The 21,769-nt window shown below is 38.6% G+C and carries 21 protein-coding genes; 20 read left to right on the top strand and 1 reads right to left on the bottom strand.

The genetic code is table 11. The annotated features are described in order from the left end of the window. The first annotated feature begins 647 nt into the window (after nucleotides 1-647). Together TP70_RS11940 and TP70_RS11935 are read left to right on the top strand one after the other, a co-directional pair. Complete coding sequence (locus TP70_RS11940; RefSeq protein ID WP_084207644.1) at nucleotides 648-779, top strand: beta-class phenol-soluble modulin; 132 nt, start codon at nucleotides 648-650, stop codon at nucleotides 777-779. Nucleotides 780-823: 44 nt separating this feature from the next. Continuing rightward, nucleotides 824-955 carry a beta-class phenol-soluble modulin gene (locus TP70_RS11935; RefSeq protein ID WP_084207643.1) on the top strand — a complete coding sequence of 44 codons (132 nt, stop codon included), beginning with the start codon at nucleotides 824-826 and terminating at the stop codon, nucleotides 953-955. Nucleotides 956-1,154: 199 nt separating this feature from the next. Here TP70_RS11935 and TP70_RS04600 read toward each other — a convergent pair whose 3' ends face one another. Beyond that, nucleotides 1,155-1,607 carry an N-acetyltransferase gene (locus tag TP70_RS04600; protein ID WP_044359785.1) on the bottom strand — a complete coding sequence of 151 codons (453 nt, stop codon included), beginning with the start codon at nucleotides 1,605-1,607 and terminating at the stop codon, nucleotides 1,155-1,157. A gap of 131 nt (nucleotides 1,608-1,738) precedes the next feature. On the opposite strand from TP70_RS04600, the gene bshC reads away from it, so the two are divergent. The 18 genes from bshC to TP70_RS04510 all read left to right on the top strand — a co-directional run bounded on the left by bshC (nucleotide 1,739) and on the right by TP70_RS04510 (nucleotide 21,668). Continuing rightward, entirely contained in the window at nucleotides 1,739-3,352 is a 1,614-nt protein-coding gene (bshC, locus tag TP70_RS04595; RefSeq protein WP_044359784.1) for a bacillithiol biosynthesis cysteine-adding enzyme BshC, read from the top strand. A 144-nt stretch (nucleotides 3,353-3,496) separates the two neighbouring features. Beyond that, nucleotides 3,497-3,928, top strand: a complete 432-nt coding sequence (gene mraZ / locus TP70_RS04590) for a division/cell wall cluster transcriptional repressor MraZ (protein ID WP_044359783.1) — start codon at nucleotides 3,497-3,499, stop codon at nucleotides 3,926-3,928. 18 nt (nucleotides 3,929-3,946) lie between these two features. Then, nucleotides 3,947-4,882: a 16S rRNA (cytosine(1402)-N(4))-methyltransferase RsmH gene (rsmH, locus tag TP70_RS04585; protein WP_044359781.1), complete on the top strand. Its 936-nt coding sequence runs from the start codon at nucleotides 3,947-3,949 to the stop codon at nucleotides 4,880-4,882. Between the two features lie 19 nt (nucleotides 4,883-4,901). Then, nucleotides 4,902-5,297, top strand: coding sequence for a cell division protein FtsL (ftsL, locus tag TP70_RS04580; protein ID WP_044359780.1), 396 nt, complete (start codon nucleotides 4,902-4,904; stop codon nucleotides 5,295-5,297). Beyond that, nucleotides 5,278-7,428 carry a penicillin-binding protein gene (locus TP70_RS04575; protein ID WP_044359778.1) on the top strand — a complete coding sequence of 717 codons (2,151 nt, stop codon included), beginning with the start codon at nucleotides 5,278-5,280 and terminating at the stop codon, nucleotides 7,426-7,428. The genes ftsL and TP70_RS04575 overlap by 20 nt, the downstream gene beginning before the upstream one ends. A gap of 160 nt (nucleotides 7,429-7,588) precedes the next feature. Continuing rightward, entirely contained in the window at nucleotides 7,589-8,554 is a 966-nt protein-coding gene (gene mraY, locus TP70_RS04570) for a phospho-N-acetylmuramoyl-pentapeptide-transferase (protein ID WP_044359776.1), read from the top strand. Continuing rightward, nucleotides 8,555-9,904: a UDP-N-acetylmuramoyl-L-alanine--D-glutamate ligase gene (murD, locus tag TP70_RS04565; protein WP_044359775.1), complete on the top strand. Its 1,350-nt coding sequence runs from the start codon at nucleotides 8,555-8,557 to the stop codon at nucleotides 9,902-9,904. A gap of 13 nt (nucleotides 9,905-9,917) precedes the next feature. Then, the gene (locus TP70_RS04560) at nucleotides 9,918-10,811 is read left to right on the top strand and encodes a cell division protein FtsQ/DivIB (RefSeq protein WP_044359774.1); all 894 of its coding nucleotides are present in this window, start codon (nucleotides 9,918-9,920) and stop codon (nucleotides 10,809-10,811) included. Between the two features lie 180 nt (nucleotides 10,812-10,991). Next, on the top strand, nucleotides 10,992-12,386 hold the full coding sequence (ftsA, locus tag TP70_RS04555) for a cell division protein FtsA (RefSeq protein WP_044359772.1): 1,395 nt from the start codon (nucleotides 10,992-10,994) through the stop codon (nucleotides 12,384-12,386). A gap of 29 nt (nucleotides 12,387-12,415) precedes the next feature. Then, complete coding sequence (ftsZ, locus tag TP70_RS04550; protein ID WP_044359771.1) at nucleotides 12,416-13,582, top strand: cell division protein FtsZ; 1,167 nt, start codon at nucleotides 12,416-12,418, stop codon at nucleotides 13,580-13,582. A 197-nt stretch (nucleotides 13,583-13,779) separates the two neighbouring features. Next, nucleotides 13,780-14,601 (top strand): peptidoglycan editing factor PgeF, encoded by an 822-nt coding sequence (gene pgeF, locus TP70_RS04545; protein ID WP_044359770.1) that lies wholly within the window; start codon nucleotides 13,780-13,782, stop codon nucleotides 14,599-14,601. After that, nucleotides 14,591-15,265, top strand: coding sequence for a YggS family pyridoxal phosphate-dependent enzyme (locus tag TP70_RS04540; RefSeq protein WP_044359851.1), 675 nt, complete (start codon nucleotides 14,591-14,593; stop codon nucleotides 15,263-15,265). Before pgeF ends, TP70_RS04540 begins: the two co-directional genes overlap by 11 nt. 4 nt (nucleotides 15,266-15,269) lie before the next feature. Beyond that, nucleotides 15,270-15,830 (top strand): cell division protein SepF, encoded by a 561-nt coding sequence (locus tag TP70_RS04535; protein ID WP_044359769.1) that lies wholly within the window; start codon nucleotides 15,270-15,272, stop codon nucleotides 15,828-15,830. 10 nt (nucleotides 15,831-15,840) lie between these two features. Then, nucleotides 15,841-16,131 (top strand): YggT family protein, encoded by a 291-nt coding sequence (locus TP70_RS04530; protein ID WP_044359768.1) that lies wholly within the window; start codon nucleotides 15,841-15,843, stop codon nucleotides 16,129-16,131. Nucleotides 16,132-16,239: 108 nt separating this feature from the next. Further along, complete coding sequence (locus TP70_RS04525; RefSeq protein WP_044359767.1) at nucleotides 16,240-17,025, top strand: YlmH family RNA-binding protein; 786 nt, start codon at nucleotides 16,240-16,242, stop codon at nucleotides 17,023-17,025. Between the two features lie 25 nt (nucleotides 17,026-17,050). Then, the gene (locus TP70_RS04520; RefSeq protein ID WP_044359766.1) at nucleotides 17,051-17,677 is read left to right on the top strand and encodes a DivIVA domain-containing protein; all 627 of its coding nucleotides are present in this window, start codon (nucleotides 17,051-17,053) and stop codon (nucleotides 17,675-17,677) included. Nucleotides 17,678-17,870: 193 nt separating this feature from the next. Further along, a complete protein-coding gene (gene ileS / locus TP70_RS04515; protein WP_044359765.1) occupies nucleotides 17,871-20,618 on the top strand; it encodes an isoleucine--tRNA ligase in 2,748 nt (915 codons plus the stop codon). A gap of 159 nt (nucleotides 20,619-20,777) precedes the next feature. After that, a complete protein-coding gene (locus TP70_RS04510) occupies nucleotides 20,778-21,668 on the top strand; it encodes a hypothetical protein (RefSeq protein ID WP_044359764.1) in 891 nt (296 codons plus the stop codon). Nucleotides 21,669-21,769: the final 101 nt, after the last annotated feature.

The following is a 21,769-nucleotide window of genomic DNA, read 5'->3' as shown; positions in this document are numbered from 1 at the left end:
TGATGTAACTTATCCAACAATTAGGCAGCCTAACTGTTCAATGCAAGGCGTCTATAACACAGTTAAGCACGGATTATAATGAGTTAGGCATTATTTAGCATGACATTCGAAAAGTGAGATAAACTTGTGGTTAAAATATCAAATTCAAGTCTCAGCCAGATGCGACAGGCCAGTATCTACTTGTAGCGCAAGTGTGGGGCTATCAATAAGGGTGATAGTGATGAGCAGACTACTTTATGCGATTAAATTTAGTATCATACTTATGTTAGTTTTAAGTACGGCACTGTATTTTGTCCCTGTCCCTGATGGATTTCTTTACAAATTAATGTATTCGGCATGTGTAGGTATAATGACTTCATTATTAACATTATTTTTAGTGGGTAAACATCCTAATAAATGAATATAAAATAGGCGAAGCAATCTATTACAGTAGGCGGCTTCGCTTTTTTATTTGTGGAAGTTGAACAGTTGGGCATCGTAACTGTTAGAAATTGTCTGTCAAAAATACAGTTAGGCATGAAATATGATGAGTTAAGAATGATTCAACATAAGATGAAAAGGATAAGCTATAGTGTAATTAACAAAACGAAGTCATCATACATAGTGATTTGTTTTGAAACTATCTTACTTAAGGAGTGTACAGCGATATGACAGAAATTATTAACGCAATTAAAGACACAGTACAAGCAGGATTAGATCAAGATTGGTTATCAATGGGAACAGGCATTGCTAACATCGTAGCACAAGGTATTGACTTTGTTTCAGGATTCTTCGGCTAAATATACGAAGTGTCAATGATTAAAATAAACGAGAGGTGTATACTATGACAGAAATTATTAATACAATTAAAGATACAGTACAAGCAGGATTGGACCAAGACTGGTTATCAATGGGAACAGGTATTGCGAACATTGTAGCGCAAGGCATTGACTTTATTTCAGGATTTTTCGGTTAATCTCCCTTTAAAAATATAAATGATGGGCTAGAGTTGCATTGAGAGATGTACTCTAGCTTTTTCGTGTTTGAATCTTAAAAAGCAGTAGAGCGCGTAAAAATGCCACGAAGCTAAGACATCATGACTTTATGCTCTGGGAAACCGACAATCGGTGTCCCAAAAGCAGGCGTTTGTCTCAACCTAGCGGCATTCATCATTACTATTCGCTTTCTGGTGCCCAAACAAGAATATCGTGACCATCATCATTCTTGGCGTTTAAATCTTCAAAGCCGTTTTTGATGAAGAAGCCTTTTGATTCGAAACGAGCGATTGCTTTAATTGGGTGACCGAGTGACTTCGCATATTCAAGTAATGCTGAGCCATATCCTCTGTTCCAATAGGCTTCGAGTACTTCTAACTTCCAAACGACTAGGTAATCTTCGTAATCAGGGAAGTACGTTTCTTCAACTTCTCCTTTACGATACAACGCCATACGTGCAACAAGCTTTTCTCCAACGTAAATACCATAAAATGGAGAGTCGGAGCTTGCATCAATCATTTCCCCATGCAGTTCATTAACAAGGTAAAGATCTTTGTTGCCGAAGTCTTTACGGAATGCTTCAAATAGTTCTTCTGTCTTATAATTGATATCAAGATGTGTTACTTTTGCCATGTGATGACCCCCTTTGTTCTCTTTCTTCCATTATAACGCAATTCTGAAAGTTATTGAAGTAAGCCGTTAAATTGTCAGATGCTTGTATAACCATTATACTGATATCGAATACTAGTTAAGGAGATATGAGCATGGAGTGTTTAAATATCACGATGAATGAGTCGGATTCGTTTATTAAAGACTACACGAATCATAATGCGCAAATTTTACAATTTTATACCTATGATCCTAATCAAACTGAAAGCTATGACCGACGTATGGCGCATCAGAACAATGGGAGAGAGGCAGTTGTTGCCGATGTGATTCGTGATTATATGTCAGATTTAATGCTCACAGACACCCAAAAAGAGAATATTAAAGCCTTATCAGAAGGGGCTAAAGTCGTGATTGGTGGGCAACAAGCTGGATTGTTTACAGGGCCGCTGTATACGTTTCATAAAATTTTATCCATTTTAACAAAGGCGGATGCGTTGTCTGCTGAATATAATCAACCTGTTGTGCCGGTGTTTTGGATTGCAGGAGAAGACCATGACTTTGATGAAGTGAACCATACATACGCAATGAATCAGCGTGTAGGTCAACTGAATAAAGTGAAATACCATACGATGACGCCGCCGGAAACAACGGTTTCACGTTATACGCCGGATAAAGAAGCGCTACGCGATGTATTGGCGCAGTTTTTTGCGTCATTACCTGAAACACCACATTCTAAAACTTTATTTGATGAAGTGGAACGTATCATTGAACAGTCAGAAACTTGGGTAGATTGTTTTAAACATATAGTCCAACGTTGTTTTGGTGCGCAAGGTATTTTACTGATTGATGCTCAGCACGCGTCACTGAGAAAGTTGGAAAAACCGTTATTTGAACAGTTAATTCAACGTCATAACGATGTGGATCATGCATTTCGTGATGTACAACGTCAAACGACTGAAGCGGGACTAGCACAGATGATTCAAACGGACACGAATGTGCATTTATTCTTGCATGAAGAGGGGCAACGCCAACTACTCACTTTCGAGAATGGTGTATTTAAGTTGAGTAAAAGTGGACGTACGTATACGGAAACGGAATTGTTGTCGCTCGTTGAAGCGGAACCGGAACGTTTTTCAAATAACGTTGTAACACGTCCATTAATGCAAGAATGGGTGTTTAATACGGTTGCTTTTATTGGCGGCCCAAGTGAGATTAAATACTGGGCAGAGTTACGAGATGTTTTCAAGCTGTTTGATGTACAAATGCCAATCGTCTTGCCACGTATGCGTATTACGTATGTATCGGCACAAACTGAGAAGTTGCTAAATCAATATGAATTAACACTAGAAGAAGTGATGGTGTCTGGTGTGGATTCAGCGCGTCAACGTTTCGTTCGTGCACAAGCGTCTGATGTTGTACTTGAACAAATTGAAGAAATGTTACACAAACAACAAGCCTTTTATGAGACGTTAACAGAAGAAATGTCAGATACAGAAGATAACCGTAACTTATTGAAGAAAAATCATGGCATTCAAATGTATCAATACAGCTATTTGAAAAATCGCTATTTAAATAATATTGCACGTGAGAATGCGATTAGTATGCGCCATTTTAAAGTTCTGGGAGAGACGTTGCATCCAATGGGTGGCTTACAAGAACGTGTGTGGAATCCACTGCAATTATTGAATGAAAATGGGCTGGATATGTATGCGTCCACCACTTTCCCTCCACTTCGCTACACTTTTGATCAAATAATCGTGAAACTATAGATATATCAAGCTTTTGAGGATGATTCGCTATATGCGGATGATCCTCTTTTTTTATTTTTTAGATAAAATTTGATGATTTTTACAGAATTAGTGGAGGATAGTGGTGAGATGTGGTAAATTATAAATAAGGTGAGGTGAGAAGAAATGTTCATGGGCGAATATGAAAATAAGCTTGATGCAAAAGGGCGTATGATTGTTCCGTCTAAGTTTCGTTATGACTTAAATGAACGTTTCATTATCACACGAGGCCTTGATAAATGTTTGTTCGGTTATACACTTGAGGAATGGCAAACGATAGAAGACAAAATGAAAACCTTACCTATGACTAAACGTGATGCGCGTAAATTTATGCGTATGTTCTTCTCCGGTGCCATTGAAGTGGAAATTGACAAGCAAGGACGTATAAATATTCCGGCAAAGTTGCGTGAATATGCGAATCTCGATAAAGAATGTACCGTTATCGGTGTTTCAAACCGTATTGAGATTTGGGATCGTGCGACATGGAATGATTTTTACGATGAATCTGAAGAGAACTTTGAAGCAATTGCAGAAGATTTAATTGATTTTGATTTTTAATATATCGGAGGTTTTGGCGTGTTTCATCATATAAGTGTTTTACTACGAGAGACAGTCGATCAACTGAATATCAAAGAAGACGGTGTCTACGTCGATTGTACGCTTGGTGGTGCTGGACATGCGCAATACCTTCTCAGTCAGCTGTCTGATCAAGGGCGATTGATTGCGATTGATCAGGATACAACGGCGATTGAACATGCGAAAGAAAAGCTACAAGATGACTTGCATAAAGTCACTTTTGTACATAGTAATTTTAGACACTTAAATCAAATTTTGGATGATTTAGGAATCGAAAAGGTTGATGGTATTTTGTATGATTTAGGCGTTTCAAGTCCACAACTTGATGTGCCTGAACGAGGCTTTAGTTATCATCACGATGCGAAACTTGATATGAGAATGGATCAGACACAAGCGTTATCAGCGTATGAAGTCGTTAATGAGTGGTCATACGAAGATTTGGTTAAAATCTTTTTCCGATACGGTGAAGAGAAGTTCTCAAAACAAATTGCACGTAAAATTGAAGCAAGACGCGAAACACAACCTATCACGACAACTTTAGAGCTTGTGGAATGTATTAAAGAGGGTATCCCGGCTAAAGCACGACGCAAAGGCGGTCATCCGGCGAAACGTGTATTCCAAGCGATTCGCATTGCAGTAAATGATGAATTGGCTGCATTTGAAGATGCATTAGAACAAGCTATCGAACGTGTGAAAGTCGGCGGACGCATTTCAGTCATTACTTTCCATTCTTTAGAAGATCGCTTATGTAAGCAGATGTTTCAAGAGTATGAGAAAGGACCTGACGTACCGAGAGGCTTACCAGTCGTTCCAGAGGCATACACACCTAAGTTGAAACGTGTCAATCGCAAACCAATTGTGGCGAGTGATTCGGATTTAGAAGATAACAATCGTGCAAGAAGTGCAAAACTTCGAGTCGCAGAAATATTAAAGTAAAGGAGCTAGTGAGATAATTATGGCTGTAGAAAGAATTTATGAACCGTACCAACAGCAAATGGCAGAGCCGCAAAGCGTCCCGAATGCGGCACCAAAACAAAAGACTGTAAAGAAGCAAGTCGTTGTAAAGTTTACTCGTTTTGAAAAGCTTCTATACATATCGTTAGTTGCAATTATTGCTGCAATCAGTATTTATATGTTGTCACTAAAAATGGACGCGTATGATACACGTGGAAAAATTGCAGATTTGGAACAAAAAATCGAACAACAATCTAGTCAAAATAGCGCATTAAAATCTGAAACAATGAAGAATGCTTCATATGAACGTATCTATGACAAAGCTCAAAAGCAAGGCATGAGTCTACAGAACGAGAATGTAAAGGTAGTGCGTAAAGATGGCGAAACGAAAAATTAAAATTAAAAAAAATAAACTAGGAGCAGTCCTCCTGATTGGTTTTATTGGGCTGCTCTTTTTTTCATTGGTTTTAAGGTATGGTTATGTCATGTTATCTGGCCAGTCTTCTGGCGAAAATTTAATTATGCGTGCCAATCAGAAATATTTGTCACAGTTAGATCAGTCGGCAGAACGCGGAAAAATATACGATCGCAATGGTAAAGTACTTGCCGAAGATGTCGATCGTTTTCGTTTAGCAGCGGTTATTGATAAACGTGCAAGTGAAGATTCGAAAGAGCCACGGCACGTCGTTGATAAAAAGAAAACAGCGAAACAATTAGCGAAAGTCATTGATATGTCCGAAAAAGACATTGAAAAACGTCTAAACATGAAAAAAGCTTTCCAAGTTGAATTTGGAAAAGCCGGTCAAAATTTAACATATCATGACAAAGAAAAAATTGAGAAAATGAAACTTCCTGGCATTGCGATGTATCCTGAAGTGCAACGTTTCTATCCGAACGGTAATTTTGCCTCTCACTTAATTGGTATGGCGCAAAAAGACCCTGACACAGGAGAATTAAAAGGGGCACTCGGTGTCGAAAAAATATTCGATAGCTACCTGTCAGGTGAAAAAGGGCACGCTTCATATACGAGAGATATTTGGGGGTATATCATTCCCAATTCTAAAAATGAAGTCGCACCAAAACGTGGTGATGACGTCCATTTAACAATTGATGCCAACATCCAAGTGTTTGTCGAAGAAGCGTTAGACAAAATGGTTGAGCGCTATGAACCAAAGGACTTGTTTGCGGTTGTAATGGATGCAAAAACAGGCGAAATCTTAGCATACAGTCAACGTCCAACATTTAATCCTGAAACGGGTAAAGACTTTGGTAAGAAGTGGGCGAATGACTTGTATCAAAACTTATACGAGCCAGGGTCTACGTTTAAGACGTTTGGATTGGCAGCGGCGATTCAAGAAGGGGCGTTCAAACCAAACGAGAAATACGAATCAGGCTACCGTGACATTCAAGGTTCACGCATTTACGACTGGAATAAAAAAGGGTGGGGCGAAATTCCGATGAGCCTCGGTTTTACGTATTCTTCCAACACGTTAATGATGAAATTACAGGATATGGTCGGTGCGGACAAGATGCAGTCGTGGTATGAAAAATTCGGGTTTGGCGAGTCCACAGGCAGTTTGTTTGATGGCGAACAAAGTGGTAACATCGCATGGGAAAATGAACTGATGCAAAAAACAAGTTCGTTCGGTCAGTCAACGACCGTTACACCGGCACAAATGCTTCAAGCACAGTCTGCGTTTTTCAATAAAGGAGAAATGATTCGTCCATATTTTGTAGAATCTGTAATGAATCCTGTATCAGATGAAACGTTCTACAAAGGAAAACGTGAAGTAGCAGGCAAACCGATTACGCCTGAAACAGCGAAAAAGGTATCTGAGGAACTTGATAAAGTCGTTAACAGTAAAAAAAGTCACGCGAGCCACTACAAAGTTGAAGGTTACCGTATTGCAGGTAAGACCGGGACTGCACAAGTCGCCGACCCAGAAAATGGTGGTTATGTGCAAGGACCTAACCCGTACTTTTCAAGTTTTATCGGTCATGCACCAAGCAAAAATCCACGTGTTGTTGTGTATGCGGGCATGAGTTTAGCACAAAAACGAGATCAAGAAGCATATGAAATGGGTGTTAGTCGCGCATTTATACCAATTATGAAAAATACGTTGCAATATTTAAATGTTGGCGATGATGAAATCAATGAGAAAGTGACGATTAACAAAGTACCAGATGTCACAGAAAAAACGGTTGAAAAAGCGGAACAAGCATTGACCGATAAGTCATTGAACCCAGTTGTGATTGGACAAGGAGAGAAAGTTGTCAGCCAAAGTCCAACATCAAGCACGCGTTTATTACCACATAGTAATGTATTGTTGTTGACGAATGGTGACTTAACAATGCCAAACATGACAGGATGGACACGTGATGATCTCGTCGCATTTGAATCATTGACAGGTGTGAAAGTGAAAGTGAAAGGTAGCGGATTTGTGTCATCACAATCTCTAGGTTACCAATCACCAATAGATAAGAAAACAACGATAGAAGTCGAATTGAAATCTGAAGAGCCAGAGTAAATGATATGGAGGAGGAACATGTTTCAGCATAGCTGCGTTGGAGAGTGGGAACGAAGGCACATTTCGTTGCACGCATCTCTTCGTACCTAGCACTTGTTCCTTTCTCTATACGTATCAATAGGAATCTTAAATATTAGGACAAAATTTAAAGGAGACTATCATGGGAATCATTAGTGCAGTTATCGCATTTATTATTACAGCAGTATTAGTACCAATTTTAATTCCAACTTTGAAGCGAATGAAGTTTGGACAAAGTATTCGTGAAGAAGGACCACAAAGCCATATGAAAAAAACTGGAACACCAACAATGGGCGGTTTGACATTTTTGATTGGTGCAATTGTTACAACGATTATCGCAAGTATTTTTGTTGAACCGGCAAGTCCGTTATTATTATTGCTCTTTGTAACAATTGGGTTTGGTTTGATTGGTTTTATTGATGATTATATTATTGTTGTTAAGAAGAATAACCAAGGTTTAACGAGTAAGCAGAAGTTTTTAGCGCAAATTGCCATTGCTGTCGTTTTCTTTATTGTCGCAAAAGGTTTCAATGCGTTTGATTTCTCAACAAGCATTAATTTACCGTTTACAGATGTATCAATACCGTTATCATTTGCGTATGTCATCTTTATTGTATTTTGGCAAGTCGGTTTTTCTAATGCGGTTAACCTAACAGATGGTTTAGATGGTTTGGCAACAGGTCTATCTATTATTGGTTTTACGATGTATGCGATTATGAGTTTTGTGTTAGCGCAACCTGCTATCGGTTTATTCTGTATTATTATGGTGGCAGCACTTGCTGGTTTCTTACCATATAACATTAACCCTGCAAAAGTCTTTATGGGCGATACAGGAAGCTTAGCACTCGGTGGTATTTTTGCGACCGTATCTATTATGTTAAATCAAGAGTTATCTTTATTATTTATCGGGCTCGTATTTGTGATTGAAACGTTGTCAGTGATGATTCAGGTTACATCATTTAAATTGACAGGTAAACGTGTGTTCAAAATGAGTCCATTACACCATCACTTTGAACTTGTTGGTTGGAGTGAATGGAAAGTTGTAACAGTATTTTGGTCAGTTGGGTTAATTACAGGTCTTATCGGCTTGTGGATTGGAGTGAGCTAATTGATAAACTATACAGGTTTAAAAGGAAAAAAGGTACTCGTGCTCGGCATGGCGAAAAGTGGTTATGAAGCCGCTAAATTGTTGCATCGCTTAGGTGCAGATGTGACAGTCAATGATGGCAAAGACTTATCGCAGGACCCACATACAAAAGATCTTGAGTCATTGGGCATCAATGTTGTCAGTGGGTCACATCCGATTGCATTGTTAGATGAAAGTCCAGTCATCGTGAAAAATCCGGGTATTCCATATAGCGTACCATTGTTACAAGAAGCCCAAGCCAAAGGGTTAAAAATTCTGACTGAAGTGGAGCTTAGTTATTTAATTTCTGAAGCACCTATTATCGGGATTACAGGTACAAATGGTAAAACAACTGTGACATCTTTACTTGGCGACATGTTTAATAAAAGTCGTGAAACAGGTCATCTAGCTGGTAATATTGGTTATGTTGCTTCAAAAGTGGCACAAGATGTGCGTGCGGATGAATATTTAGTGACGGAATTGTCATCATTCCAATTACTAGGAATTGAACATTATCGTCCACACATTGCGATTATAACGAATATTTACGAAGCACATATCGACTATCACGGGTCATTGGTAGAATATCAAGAGGCGAAAAAACAGATTTTTAAAAATCAAACAGAAAGCGATTATTTAATTTTTAATTACCAACAACGTCATCTAATCGACCCAACACAGATTAAAGCGAAAATCTTATACTTTTCAACAGAGCATCCGGTTGACGGCATTTATGTAGAAAATGATTATATCGTATACAAGGGTATTCATTTAATTCATTTAGATGATATTGTATTACCAGGTACGCACAACTTAGAAAATATTTTAGCAGCAACCATGGCGGCGATTTTAGCAGGCGTTTCAGTGAGCGCAATCGTGCAATCACTGACGACATTCTCTGGTATCTCACATCGTCTTCAATATATTGGTAACAATAAAACGAATAAATATTATAATGATTCAAAAGCAACAAACACATTGGCAACACAATTTGCCTTGAAATCATTCAAACAACCGATTATCTGGTTGTGCGGTGGGCTAGACCGCGGCAATGGTTTCGATGACTTAATACCGTATATGGACAATGTTCGTGTCATGGTTGCATTTGGTGAAACACAAGAAAAGTTCGTGAAGCTCGGAGAAAGCCAAGGTAAACTCGTCATTCGAGCGATTGACGTTGTTGATGCGGTCAACAAAATTCAAGAAGTAATCGAACCGAATGATGTGGTGTTATTATCGCCAGCATGTGCAAGTTGGGATCAATATGATACATTTGAACAACGTGGTGACATGTTTATTTCAGCGTTTCGCAGTCACTTGCCATCACATTAAGGATGTGGATTGAATGACAGAAGAAATCCCAAAAATTGATAATACATTTCTTAAAGAAAAACGTATGCGCCAATTGAAAAAAAGGCGTCGTATACAACTCGGTATTGTTGGAAGTCTCTTACTATTAGTCGTGCTGATTCTCGTCTACATGTATTCGCCGATTAGTATTGTGAAACAAGTGACAGTGAGTGGGAATCATTACGTTGCTACTGACAAAATCGAAAAAGCATTGAAAGTAGGTAAAGAGACACGCGTGTATTCGTATGATAGTGGTGCAGCAGAAAAACGTATCGAAAAACATGCGTTGATTAAGCAGGCGGATATTCATAAAGGGCTATTCAATTCGCTACATGTTGAAATTAAAGAACATGAAATTGTCGGCATTACAACTGTGAAAGATAAAGAAGTGCCGATTATCGAAAATGGACGCATTTTGAAAGATTTTAACGAAACATTGCCAAACGAAGCACCTTATCTTGAAGGCTTTAAAGGTACAGAAAAGCAGAAGCTTGTTGAAGCGTTAGAAAAGATGAGCCGTACAACGAGAGCACAAATTTCAGAAATTGTGCATGAGCCTAAAAAGAACCAGCCACATTTGATTCGTTTGTACATGCGTGATGGTATTGAAGTATTAGGTAATACGAAAACCATTGCGAGCAAACTCAAATACTACCCGAGCATGTCACAAGCATTAGAAAAAGATGAAACTGGGAACTTAAAAAAATCAGGCTTTATTGATTTATCTGTCGGTGCAACATTTATTCCGTATGAAAATCTAAAAAATGATGCGAATGGTTCAGCAAGTTCACAGCAGATTGAAACGAAAACACAGCAAGAAGATGAAGCAAAAGACGAATTGCAAAAAGCATTGAACAAAATTAAAGAGGGCGAACAACAAAATAATTAAGCTTTGTATGTTATGGCTGAACACAGTCATGTAACAAAACAAGTGTGATGTTCGTATGAACGCTGGAATAATGAACAAAAAAGTTAGAAATTAAATAGGTTTATAGTTCACATTAGTAGAGTGTTATTGTAAACTTATAATAGTGTGAAAATGTAAAGAACTGTCAGGAGGTGCCTATCTATGGAAGAGCATTATTATGTTAGTGTAGATATCGGCTCATCAAGCGTGAAAGTAATCGTTGGTGAAAAATTTCATAACGGAATCAATGTGATAGGTACAGGGCAAACCTACACAAATGGAATAAAAAATGGTTTGATTGATGACTTTGATATTGCGAAACAAGCAATCAAAGACACGATTAAGAAAGCATCTATTGCGTCAGGTATTGACATCAAAGAAGTTTTCTTGAAATTACCAATCGTGAGTACAGAAATATATGATGAATCAAATAAGATGGAGTTCCATGAAGATACTGAAATTGATGGAACACATATTGAAACAGTTTTAGAAGGTATTCGTAACAAAAATGATGAACCTGACTCAGAAGTTGTCAATGTCTTCCCAATCCGTTTTGTTGTGGATGATGACAATGAAGTATCTGATCCGAAAGAACTTGTTGCACGTCATTCATTACAAGTCGATGCAGGTGTCATTGCGATTCATAAATCGATTCTAATCAACATGATCAAATGTGTCGAAGCGAGTGGCGTAGATGTGTTGGATGTATATTCTGATTCATACAACTATCGTTCAATTTTAACGCCGACAGAACGTGAACTCGGTGCATGTGTTATTGACATCGGTGAAGACTTAACGCAAATTGCCTTTTATGAACGTGGTGAACTATTAGATGCAGATGTCATTTTAATGGCAGGACGCCAGATCACAGACGACATTGCGCAATTTTTAAATACGACGTACGATGCTGCTGAGAAGATTAAACAACAATACGGACATGCGTTCTATGACTCAGCTTCTGATCAAGACGTGTTCACAGTCGAACAACTTGATTCTGATGAAGTTGCACAGTACACGCAAAAAGAGTTGAGCGATGTGATTGAAGCACGTGTTGAAGATATTTTCTTTGAAGTATTCGACGTGTTAGAAGCGCTAGACTTAACAAAAGTTAACGGCGGATTTGTTATCACAGGTGGCTCAGCCAACTTACTAGGTGTGAAAGAACTACTACAAGACATGGTGAGCGAAAAAGTGCGTATTCACACACCATCACAAATGGGTGTGCGCAAACCTGAATTTTCTTCAGCAATTTCTACAATTTCTAGCAGTATTGCTTTCGATGAGTTGTTAGATTATGTTACAATAAGTAATCATGATAACGAGGAAATTGAAGAAGAAGTCATCGAAAATGACACAAGATCACATGAGTCAAAACCAAGCGGCTTTGAGTCATTCTTTAAGAGAAAACCGAAAAAGCAGCCACAAGCACAGTCACAAGAAGCGTATTCTGACTATGACAATGGCGACGCACATGTAGAAAACACAGACGCTGAAAACGGTGAACCAAAACAAGAAGAAAGTAAATTCAAAAAAATTATGAAATCTCTGTTTGATTGATTGGCTACAAAGATTAGGAGGAAAATTAAATGTTAGAATTTGAGCAAGGATTTAATCATTTGGCGACACTTAAAGTTATCGGTGTCGGTGGCGGCGGTAACAACGCTGTAAACCGTATGATCGACCACGGTATGAACAACGTTGAATTTATTGCAATTAATACAGACGGTCAAGCTTTGAACTTATCAAAAGCTGAGTCTAAAATCCAAATCGGTGAAAAATTAACACGTGGTTTAGGTGCAGGTGCCAACCCTGAGATTGGTAAAAAAGCAGCTGAAGAATCACGTGAACAAATTGAAGATGCAATTCAAGGTGCAGACATGGTATTCGTTACAGCAGGTATGGGTGGCGGTACTGGTACAGGTGCAGCACCAGTTGTAGCCAAAATCGCTAAAGAAATGGGCGCATTAACTGTAGGTGTTGTCACTCGTCCATTTAGCTTTGAAGGGCGTAAACGTCAAACACAAGCAGCTGCAGGTGTAGAATCTATGAAAGCGGCTGTTGATACATTAATCGTTATTCCTAACGATCGCTTATTAGACATCGTTGACAAATCAACACCAATGATGGAAGCATTCAAAGAAGCTGACAACGTATTACGTCAAGGTGTACAAGGTATTTCTGACTTAATCGCTGTATCTGGTGAAGTAAACTTAGACTTTGCTGACGTTAAAACAATTATGTCTAACCAAGGTTCAGCATTAATGGGTATCGGTGTATCATCAGGCGAAAACCGTGCTGTTGAAGCTGCGAAAAAAGCTATTTCATCACCATTACTTGAAACATCAATCGTTGGTGCACAAGGTGTGTTAATGAACATCACTGGTGGCGAATCTTTATCATTATTCGAAGCACAAGAAGCAGCGGATATCGTTCAAGATGCAGCTGACGAAGATGTTAACATGATCTTCGGTACAGTGATCAACCCAGAATTACAAGATGAAATCGTTGTAACAGTTATCGCAACTGGTTTTGAAGACAAGCCATCATCACAAGCACGTAAACAAGGTCATTCAGGCTTTGGTGCAAGTGCAACACAAGCACCTGCAAAAGAATCAAGCTTTGGTGGCGGTATGGCATCATCTAGTCAAGATAAAGAAGCAGATAGCGGACGTGCGCACACAACTGCTGATGATGACATTCCAAGCTTCATCCGTAACAGAGAAGAAAGACGCTCAAGAAGAACTCGTCGTTAATCTGAAGCGTTATGATAAATATAAGGTTGCCCGTTGATTTGGGAACCTACTATGAACTTACGAACAAAAGTGCTAGGGCAAATGTCATTACTTCATTGTCCTAGCATTTCGTATTTCAGGGAATAGGACAGAAAACGCAATGTTACAAAAAACTTTCGTAGTCTAGCCCTATTACAACATTGAAGGGAGTGTATGCGATGGAAGTATTTGTCCAACGAGCACACCATTTATCCTATGAACTGGCACGTACGCAAGGCGTTACAATTGGCTTTACGACACGACAAGGTGGACAGAGTCCGTATCCGAAAGGTGCGTTTAACATGGCACGCTATATTGATGATGCGCCTGAAAATGTTACGCAACATCAACAAATACTTGCGGATGAGATTGGGATACCGCGTGAGCAATGGGTATTTCCTATCCAAACGCACGGTCATAACGTTGTTGAGATTACGTCAGCCGATAGAGGGAAAAATATTGACGCATTAAGTAACGATGTCTTGTACGGTATTGATGGTATGTATACGTATGATAGTGATACCATGTTGACGATGTGTTATGCAGATTGTGTGCCGATTTACTTTTATAGTCCGAAACATCATTTTATCGGTTTAGCACATGCGGGTTGGAGAGGGACAGTACAACAAATTGTACATGAACTTATTAAGCAGTTTCCGTATGACTTGCAAGATTTACATGTTGTCATTGGACCAGCTACGTCGAGTTCATATGAAATAAATGATGATATTCTCAGTCAGTTTCAACAACTCCCGATTAACACCACTGACTATATTGAAACACGTGCACCTAATCGCCACGGCATTGATTTGAAGCGCGCGAATGCAGAACTATGTATACACTATGGCATACCAGCAGCCAATATTGATACGACGAAGCATGCGACATCTGAAGAATTGGACCGTTTTTTCTCATATCGTGTTGAACGTGGACAAACAGGTCGGATGCTTGCTTTCATAGCACAATCAAGCGAAAGAGAGTTGAATGAAGATGTCTGTTAAAGAGAATTTAGCTGAGATTGAAAAGACACTAATGGCACATACACCGAATAATGATTCGTCATCATTGCCGAACGTGATTGCCGTTACAAAATATGTTACAATAGAGCGAGCTCAAGAGGCTTATGATGCAGGGATACGTCACTTCGGTGAAAACCGATTAGAAGGCTTTCTCGAGAAAAAGGCAGCATTACCAGATGATGTCACAATGCATTTTATAGGGTCGTTACAGTCACGCAAAGTGAAAGATGTCATCAATGAGGTTGACTATTTACATGCGTTAGACCGTAAAAGCTTGGCGAAGGAAATTAACAAACGTGCAGAACATGAAGTGAAATGTTTTGTACAAGTCAATGTATCGGGTGAAGCTTCAAAACATGGTGTGTCTTTAGACGAGGTACGTCCATTTATTGAGATGCTTGAAGCGTATGAACATATTCGCGTTGTTGGTTTGATGACAATGGCACCTTATACAGATGATACAGCTTATTTAAAGTCGATTTTTGAACAACTTAAACATAAACGTGATGAAATCCAAGCGCTTAATCTCTCGCATGCCCCATGTACAGAGTTATCAATGGGGATGAGCAATGATTACGCACTCGCAACAGAAGAAGGCGCAACATTTGTAAGGATTGGCACGCGTCTAGTAGGAAAAGAGGAGTGAACCCATGGCAATTAAAGATTTGTTCAACGGTTTTTTTACGATTGAAGAGGAAGAAGATACGTTTGTAGAAGAACCGCAACAAGAACGCAAACAAAATACAGAGACGACACATGCGACGAAGCCAGCACCAGAACGTCCACGTACGTTACAATCTGTTCCTAAAAAGCAATCAACACGTATTAAAACACCGAAGAATGAGCGACAATTTCAAGTGCCGCAACAATCGAATTATCAAGGACAAGGGAATGTGGTAAGTATGAATCCATCACAAGACATTGAGCAAAACGGCAGTTCTAAAATGTGCTTGTTTGAGCCACGTGTATTTTCGGATACACAAGATATTGCAGATGAGTTGAAAAACCGTCGTGCAACACTCGTAAACTTACAGCGTATTGATCAGGTATCAGCAAAGCGCATCATTGATTTCTTAAGCGGAACGGTGTATGCGATTGGTGGCGATATTCAGCGTGTCGGTGCAGATATTTTCTTATGTACACCTGATAACGTAGAAGTTGCGGGTAGCATTACAGATCAAATTGAATCAATGGAGACCCCATACGAATAAGGAGACTTATATGAGCGTAGAATTATTAACAACGATTGTACAATTTATTCTATTTGTCGTACGTATTTATACAATTGGGATGATTATTTATATCTTTATGTCGTGGATACCGGGTGCGAGAGAGAGTTTCGTTGGGCGATTTATGGCGAAAATATACGAACCATTTTTAGAGCCTTTCCGACGTTTTATTCCGCCACTTGGTATGATTGATTTGTCACCGATTGTTGCATTTATCGTATTGAATCTATTTTCGCAAGGGATTGTTGCGATATTTAATATGATTATCAAGCATTTTTATTAATGTTTACGTGTGACTAGAATGCGAAATCACATATTATTTTTAAGGGTATCCCGTTCTAGGACAACGTGTCTTATAGCGGGATTTTTCATATAAGAAACAACAGTAGTAATGGAGGCGTCTGAAATCGATATATATCAGCACTTTAGAACAGAAGAACAGCCCATAATAGATACGTTATTAGATAAAGTTAGAATTGCATCTGAACAATATGCGCCAGTGTTAACAAACTTTTTAGATCCACGTGGACAATACATATTAGAAGTGATTGTCGGCAGTTTCCCAGATATGACGGTACACTTTAATGGTGGGATACAGGCAGAACGATGTCGTGCAGTTATTGCGCCAGAGTATTATGTGCCTGACGAAGCAGATTTTGAATTATCGTTAATTGAAATCGACTATCCAGAGATGTTTGTGACGCTAGAACACCGCCATATACTTGGAACATTGATGTCGTTAGGGATTGAAAGAGAACAGGTTGGCGATATTATTGTCGGCGAACGTACGCAGTTTATTTTGACAAATCAGTTAGAATCTTATATTATGATGGAATTAACAAAGATTAAAGGCGCGACAGTCAAACTCAATGTCGTTCCACTTCAAGATATGGTACAATCTAAAGCATACTGGCAAACAACCGATGCGACGGTCAGTGCATTACGCCTTGACGTTGTATTGAAAGAGATGGTTCGGAAATCTCGTGGTATTGCGAAAGAATTAATACAGCGCAAACGTGTTAAAGTGAATCATACTGTGATAGAAGCGGTAGATTACCAGCTAGAACAAGGCGATTTATTATCGATTCAAGGATTCGGAAGAGCACGTATTACAGCAATTGGTGATCGTACGAAAAAAGATAAATTAAGAATAACCTATCAAACATTATTTAAATAGTGTATGATGGAGGAGGGCACTTTTAATGGCTTATACACCAAGTGAAATTAAAAACAAATCATTTACACGTATTAAAAATGGTTTTGAACCGACAGAAGTTGAATCATACTTGAGCGAATTATCGCGTGAGATTGAAAGACTTAAAGAGGACAAGAAGCAACTTGAAAAAGTTTTAGAAGAACGTGAATCACATATTCAATCGTTCAAAGAAGTTGAAAAGTCAGTCGGTGAAGCGCTTGTGAGTGCACAGCGTTCGGCAGACGAAACGAAAGCAGCTGCACAAAAAGAACATGATGTGATTATCGCAAAAGCAAAAGCTGAAGGTGAGCGCATCGTGAACGACAGTCTTGAAAAAGCACGTCGCATGGCTTTCCAAACAGAAGATATGAAACGTCAATCGAAAGTTTTCCGTTCTCGTTTCAAAATGTTAGTTGAAGCACAGTTGGACTTGTTGAAAAATGACGATTGGGACTACTTACTCAATTATGATTTAGACGCACAACAAGTGACAGAAGAAAACTTTGCACATCTGAATAAAGAAGATATTACGGATGCTGACAAAGAAAGCCAAACAAAAGAAACATCAAAAGAAAAAGAAGACAAACAAGAAGAAAAAACAGAATCAAAAGAGGCAGACAAGCAAGAAAAATAAGTGATGACAACAGCGAGCTGGGGACGGTGAGAGCCTGGTGGATGACCTTTTCTTGTATCACTGACTTTTTAATCATATCAATAAATTTTAACGAGAGAACTCTAAGCTGAGTTAATCAGGGTGGTACCGCGGTATGTCCGTCCCTGTTAGTTGAGCTTAGAGTTCTTTCTAGTATAAAGGAGTGTATAGGGATATGGAGTACAAAGATACGTTATTAATGCCAAAAACAAAATTTCCAATGCGTGGGGGATTACCAAACAAAGAACCACAAATTCAACAAACATGGCAAGATCAAGATTTATACTACAAGTTGTTAGCGAAAAATGAAGGGAAACCACACTTCATTTTACATGACGGTCCACCGTATGCGAACGGTAACTTGCACATGGGACACGCACTGAACAAAATTTTAAAAGACTTTATCGTGCGTTACAAAACGATGCAAGGCTTCTATACACCTTACGTGCCAGGTTGGGATACGCACGGTTTACCAATCGAACAAGCACTGACTAAAAAAGGTGTGAAGCGTAAAGAAATGTCTACCGCTGAATTCCGTAAAATGTGTGAAGCTTTTGCGATGGAACAAATTGAAAACCAAAAAGCAGACTTCCGCCGTTTAGGTGTCAATGGTAACTTTGACGATCCATATGTGACGTTAAAACCTGAGTACGAAGCAGCACAAATCCGTGTATTTGGTGAAATGGCAGATCGTGGCTTAATCTATAAAGGTAAAAAGCCAGTATACTGGTCACCGTCAAGTGAATCATCATTAGCTGAAGCGGAAATCGAATACCACGATAAACAATCAGCATCAATTTACGTCGCATTCGATGTTAAAGATGCGAAAGGTGTCGTTGATGAAGATGCGAAATTCATCATCTGGACAACAACGCCTTGGACATTGCCAGCAAACGTGGCAATCAGTGTCCACCCTGAATTAACATATGTTCAAATGAATGTTGAAGGCACGAAATACATTGTCGCCGAAGCATTAGTGGACGAAGTAGCAGAACAACTTGGTTGGGATAAAGAAACAATTGTACGTGAAAAAGAAGTAAAAGGTTCAGACCTTGAGTATGTAGAAGCACAACATCCGTTTATCGACCGTGTATCACTTGTTATTAACGGTGAACACGTTACAACAGATGCGGGTACAGGTTGTGTACATACAGCACCTGGACACGGGGAAGACGACTATATCGTTGGTCAAAAATATGATTTAGAAGTCATCAGCCCAGTTGACGCAAAAGGTGTTTTCACAGAAGAAGCAGGTCAATTTGCAGGATTATTTTATGATAAAGCGAACAAAGCAATCACAGAATTATTAACAGAAAAAGGTGCGTTATTAAAACTCGACTTTATTACGCATAGTTACCCACATGACTGGCGTACGAAAAAACCAGTTATTTTCCGTGCCACACCACAATGGTTTGCATCAATTTCTAAAGTACGTCAAGATATTTTAGATGCCATCGATCAAACAAAATTCAAAGTGGACTGGGGTAAAACACGTATTTACAACATGATCCGTGACCGTGGCGAATGGGTTATCTCACGTCAACGTGTATGGGGGGTACCACTTCCAGTATTCTACGCTGAAAACGGCGACATCATCATGACGAAAGAAACAGTTTACCACGTTGCAGATTTATTTGAAAAACATGGTTCTAACATCTGGTTTGAACGTGAAGCGAAAGATTTATTACCAGAAGGCTTCACACATCCTGGTAGCCCGAACGGTATTTTCACGAAAGAAGAAGACATCATGGACGTATGGTTCGACTCAGGTTCATCACACCGTGGCGTATTAGAAACACGTCCAGAGTTAAGCTTCCCAGCTGACTTGTACTTAGAAGGTAGTGACCAATATCGTGGTTGGTTCAACTCATCTATTACAACATCAGTGGCAACACGTAACGTATCGCCATACAAAATGTTATTATCACATGGTTTCGTAATGGACGGCGAAGGTAAGAAAATGAGTAAGTCACTTGGTAACGTCATCGTACCGGACACAGTCGTGAAACAAAAAGGTGCAGACATCGCACGTTTATGGGTAAGCTCAGTAGACTATCTTGCAGACGTTCGTATCTCAGACGAAATCTTAAAACAAGTTGCTGATGTGTACCGTAAAATCCGTAACACATTACGTTTCTTACTTGGTAACATCAATGACTACAACCCTGAAACAGACAAAGTCGCTGAAAGTGATTTATTAGAAGTAGATCGTTACATCTTAAATCGCTTACGTGAATTTACAAATAGTACATTAGAACACTTTGAAAACTACGATTACCTAGACATTTACCAAGAAGTTCAAAACTTTATCAACGTTGAATTAAGTAACTTCTATTTAGATTACGGTAAAGATATTTTATATATCGAAGCACAATCTGCGCATAAACGTCGTAGCATGCAAACAGTGTTATACGAAATCTTAGTCAATATGACAAAATTATTGGCACCAATCATCCCGCATACAGCTGATGAAGTATGGTCACATATTGAACAAGAAACAGTAGAAAGCGTACACTTAACAGACATGCCAAAACCTGAAGAGGTAGACCAACAGTTATTAGATAAATGGGCACAATTCATGGCACTACGCGACGATGTAAACCGTGCACTTGAAGCAGCACGTAACGAAAAAGTTATCGGTAAATCTTTAGAAGCAAAAGTACGTATCGGTAACAGCGAATCATTCGATACAGTTGCATTCTTAAAAGACTTTGCAGACTTGAACCAATTATTCATCGTTTCTCAAGTGGAAGTAGTTGATGCACCAACAGGTCAAGCATATCAACATGCGACAATCGAAATTGCCAAAGCTGACGGTGAAAAATGTGAACGTTGCTGGAACTACAGCGATGACTTAGGCACAGTCGGTGAGTTAACAAACTTATGTCCACGCTGTCAACAAGTTGTATCAACACTTGTATAAGTGATGCCACAACTAAATAAGCAATAGCACAAGCCACTCCTTGAACAAATGTAGATGTTTAAGGTGTGGTTTTTTAAGGTGTGAATTGTATAATCAACTGTAATAGCAATTTCATATATAGATATTTTGTTAAATTTTGTATAAGTGAAGTGATACAGAATGATTACTATAACCAAACAATTAGAAGGCAAATATACGAACTTTGTTAAACCAATTGAAGATTATATAAAGTGGCTCAATAGTTATCGTCACTTTAAAAAGCCTATTGAAATAATCTTGCATGATCATCCAATTCTTTCTTACGGCTATTTATGTGATTGCCATGTAGATATGAAAGATAGAAAAATTTATTATTCTTTATATGGTATAGAGCAAGGTATAAAAAAACGAAAAAAATCAAAGCAGGATGCATTTATATCAGTTGTTTTTGATGTATTTGGAGACTTAGCGTTACAACTTAGTAAGTTTTATATGATAGATCAAGACAATTGTGATATTCATGAATATATTCGCCAGTATGAAGAGTACGAAAAAAGAATGTATCAAGAAAAAGAAGCGATGGTTCACCAACATATTTATATGACACCTGCGTATCAAAAATACTTAAAGCACGGTTTGAAAATCAAGTTCAAAAAAGAGATACCTAAAAGAATTGTTGAGGCAATGCAATTGTTTGAAACATTTCTACATCAACAAATGACGTTCCCAATACGTGTGACAGTTACATTCACAAAGAAAAGTTTAAAAGATTGTGATGGTTATTTTGTATTACCACATCACTCGTCAGATTATCCTAAAATTAAAGTGTCATTGCAAGACTATCAACGTATAAAGAAAAAACATGGTACTTATACAGCTGTTCTAAATACACTGGAAATTTTAGCTCATGAACTAGGACATTATCATGAATATATAAATGGCAAATGGTTTGAAGATGAGATACAAAGTGAGACATACGCAGATCAGTTTGAACAGAACATCATACAATTATTTATTGATGATGTATATGCACCGTTTTTTAGAAAAAAGTATGGCAATGATAGGGTATAGTTCCTATGAAAATAGCAAAAATAATATATTAAAGGCAGACAAGGATGACAATTTTATGTCACTTGTCTGTCTTTTTGCGTAAAGCAATCATATCTTTGACA

Origin of the sequence: Staphylococcus microti, assembly GCF_000934465.1 — a bacterium.
Classification (GTDB): domain Bacteria; phylum Bacillota; class Bacilli; order Staphylococcales; family Staphylococcaceae; genus Staphylococcus; species Staphylococcus microti.
Note: the sequence above shows the minus strand (reverse complement) of the source record. Positions and strands in the feature narration are given on the sequence as shown.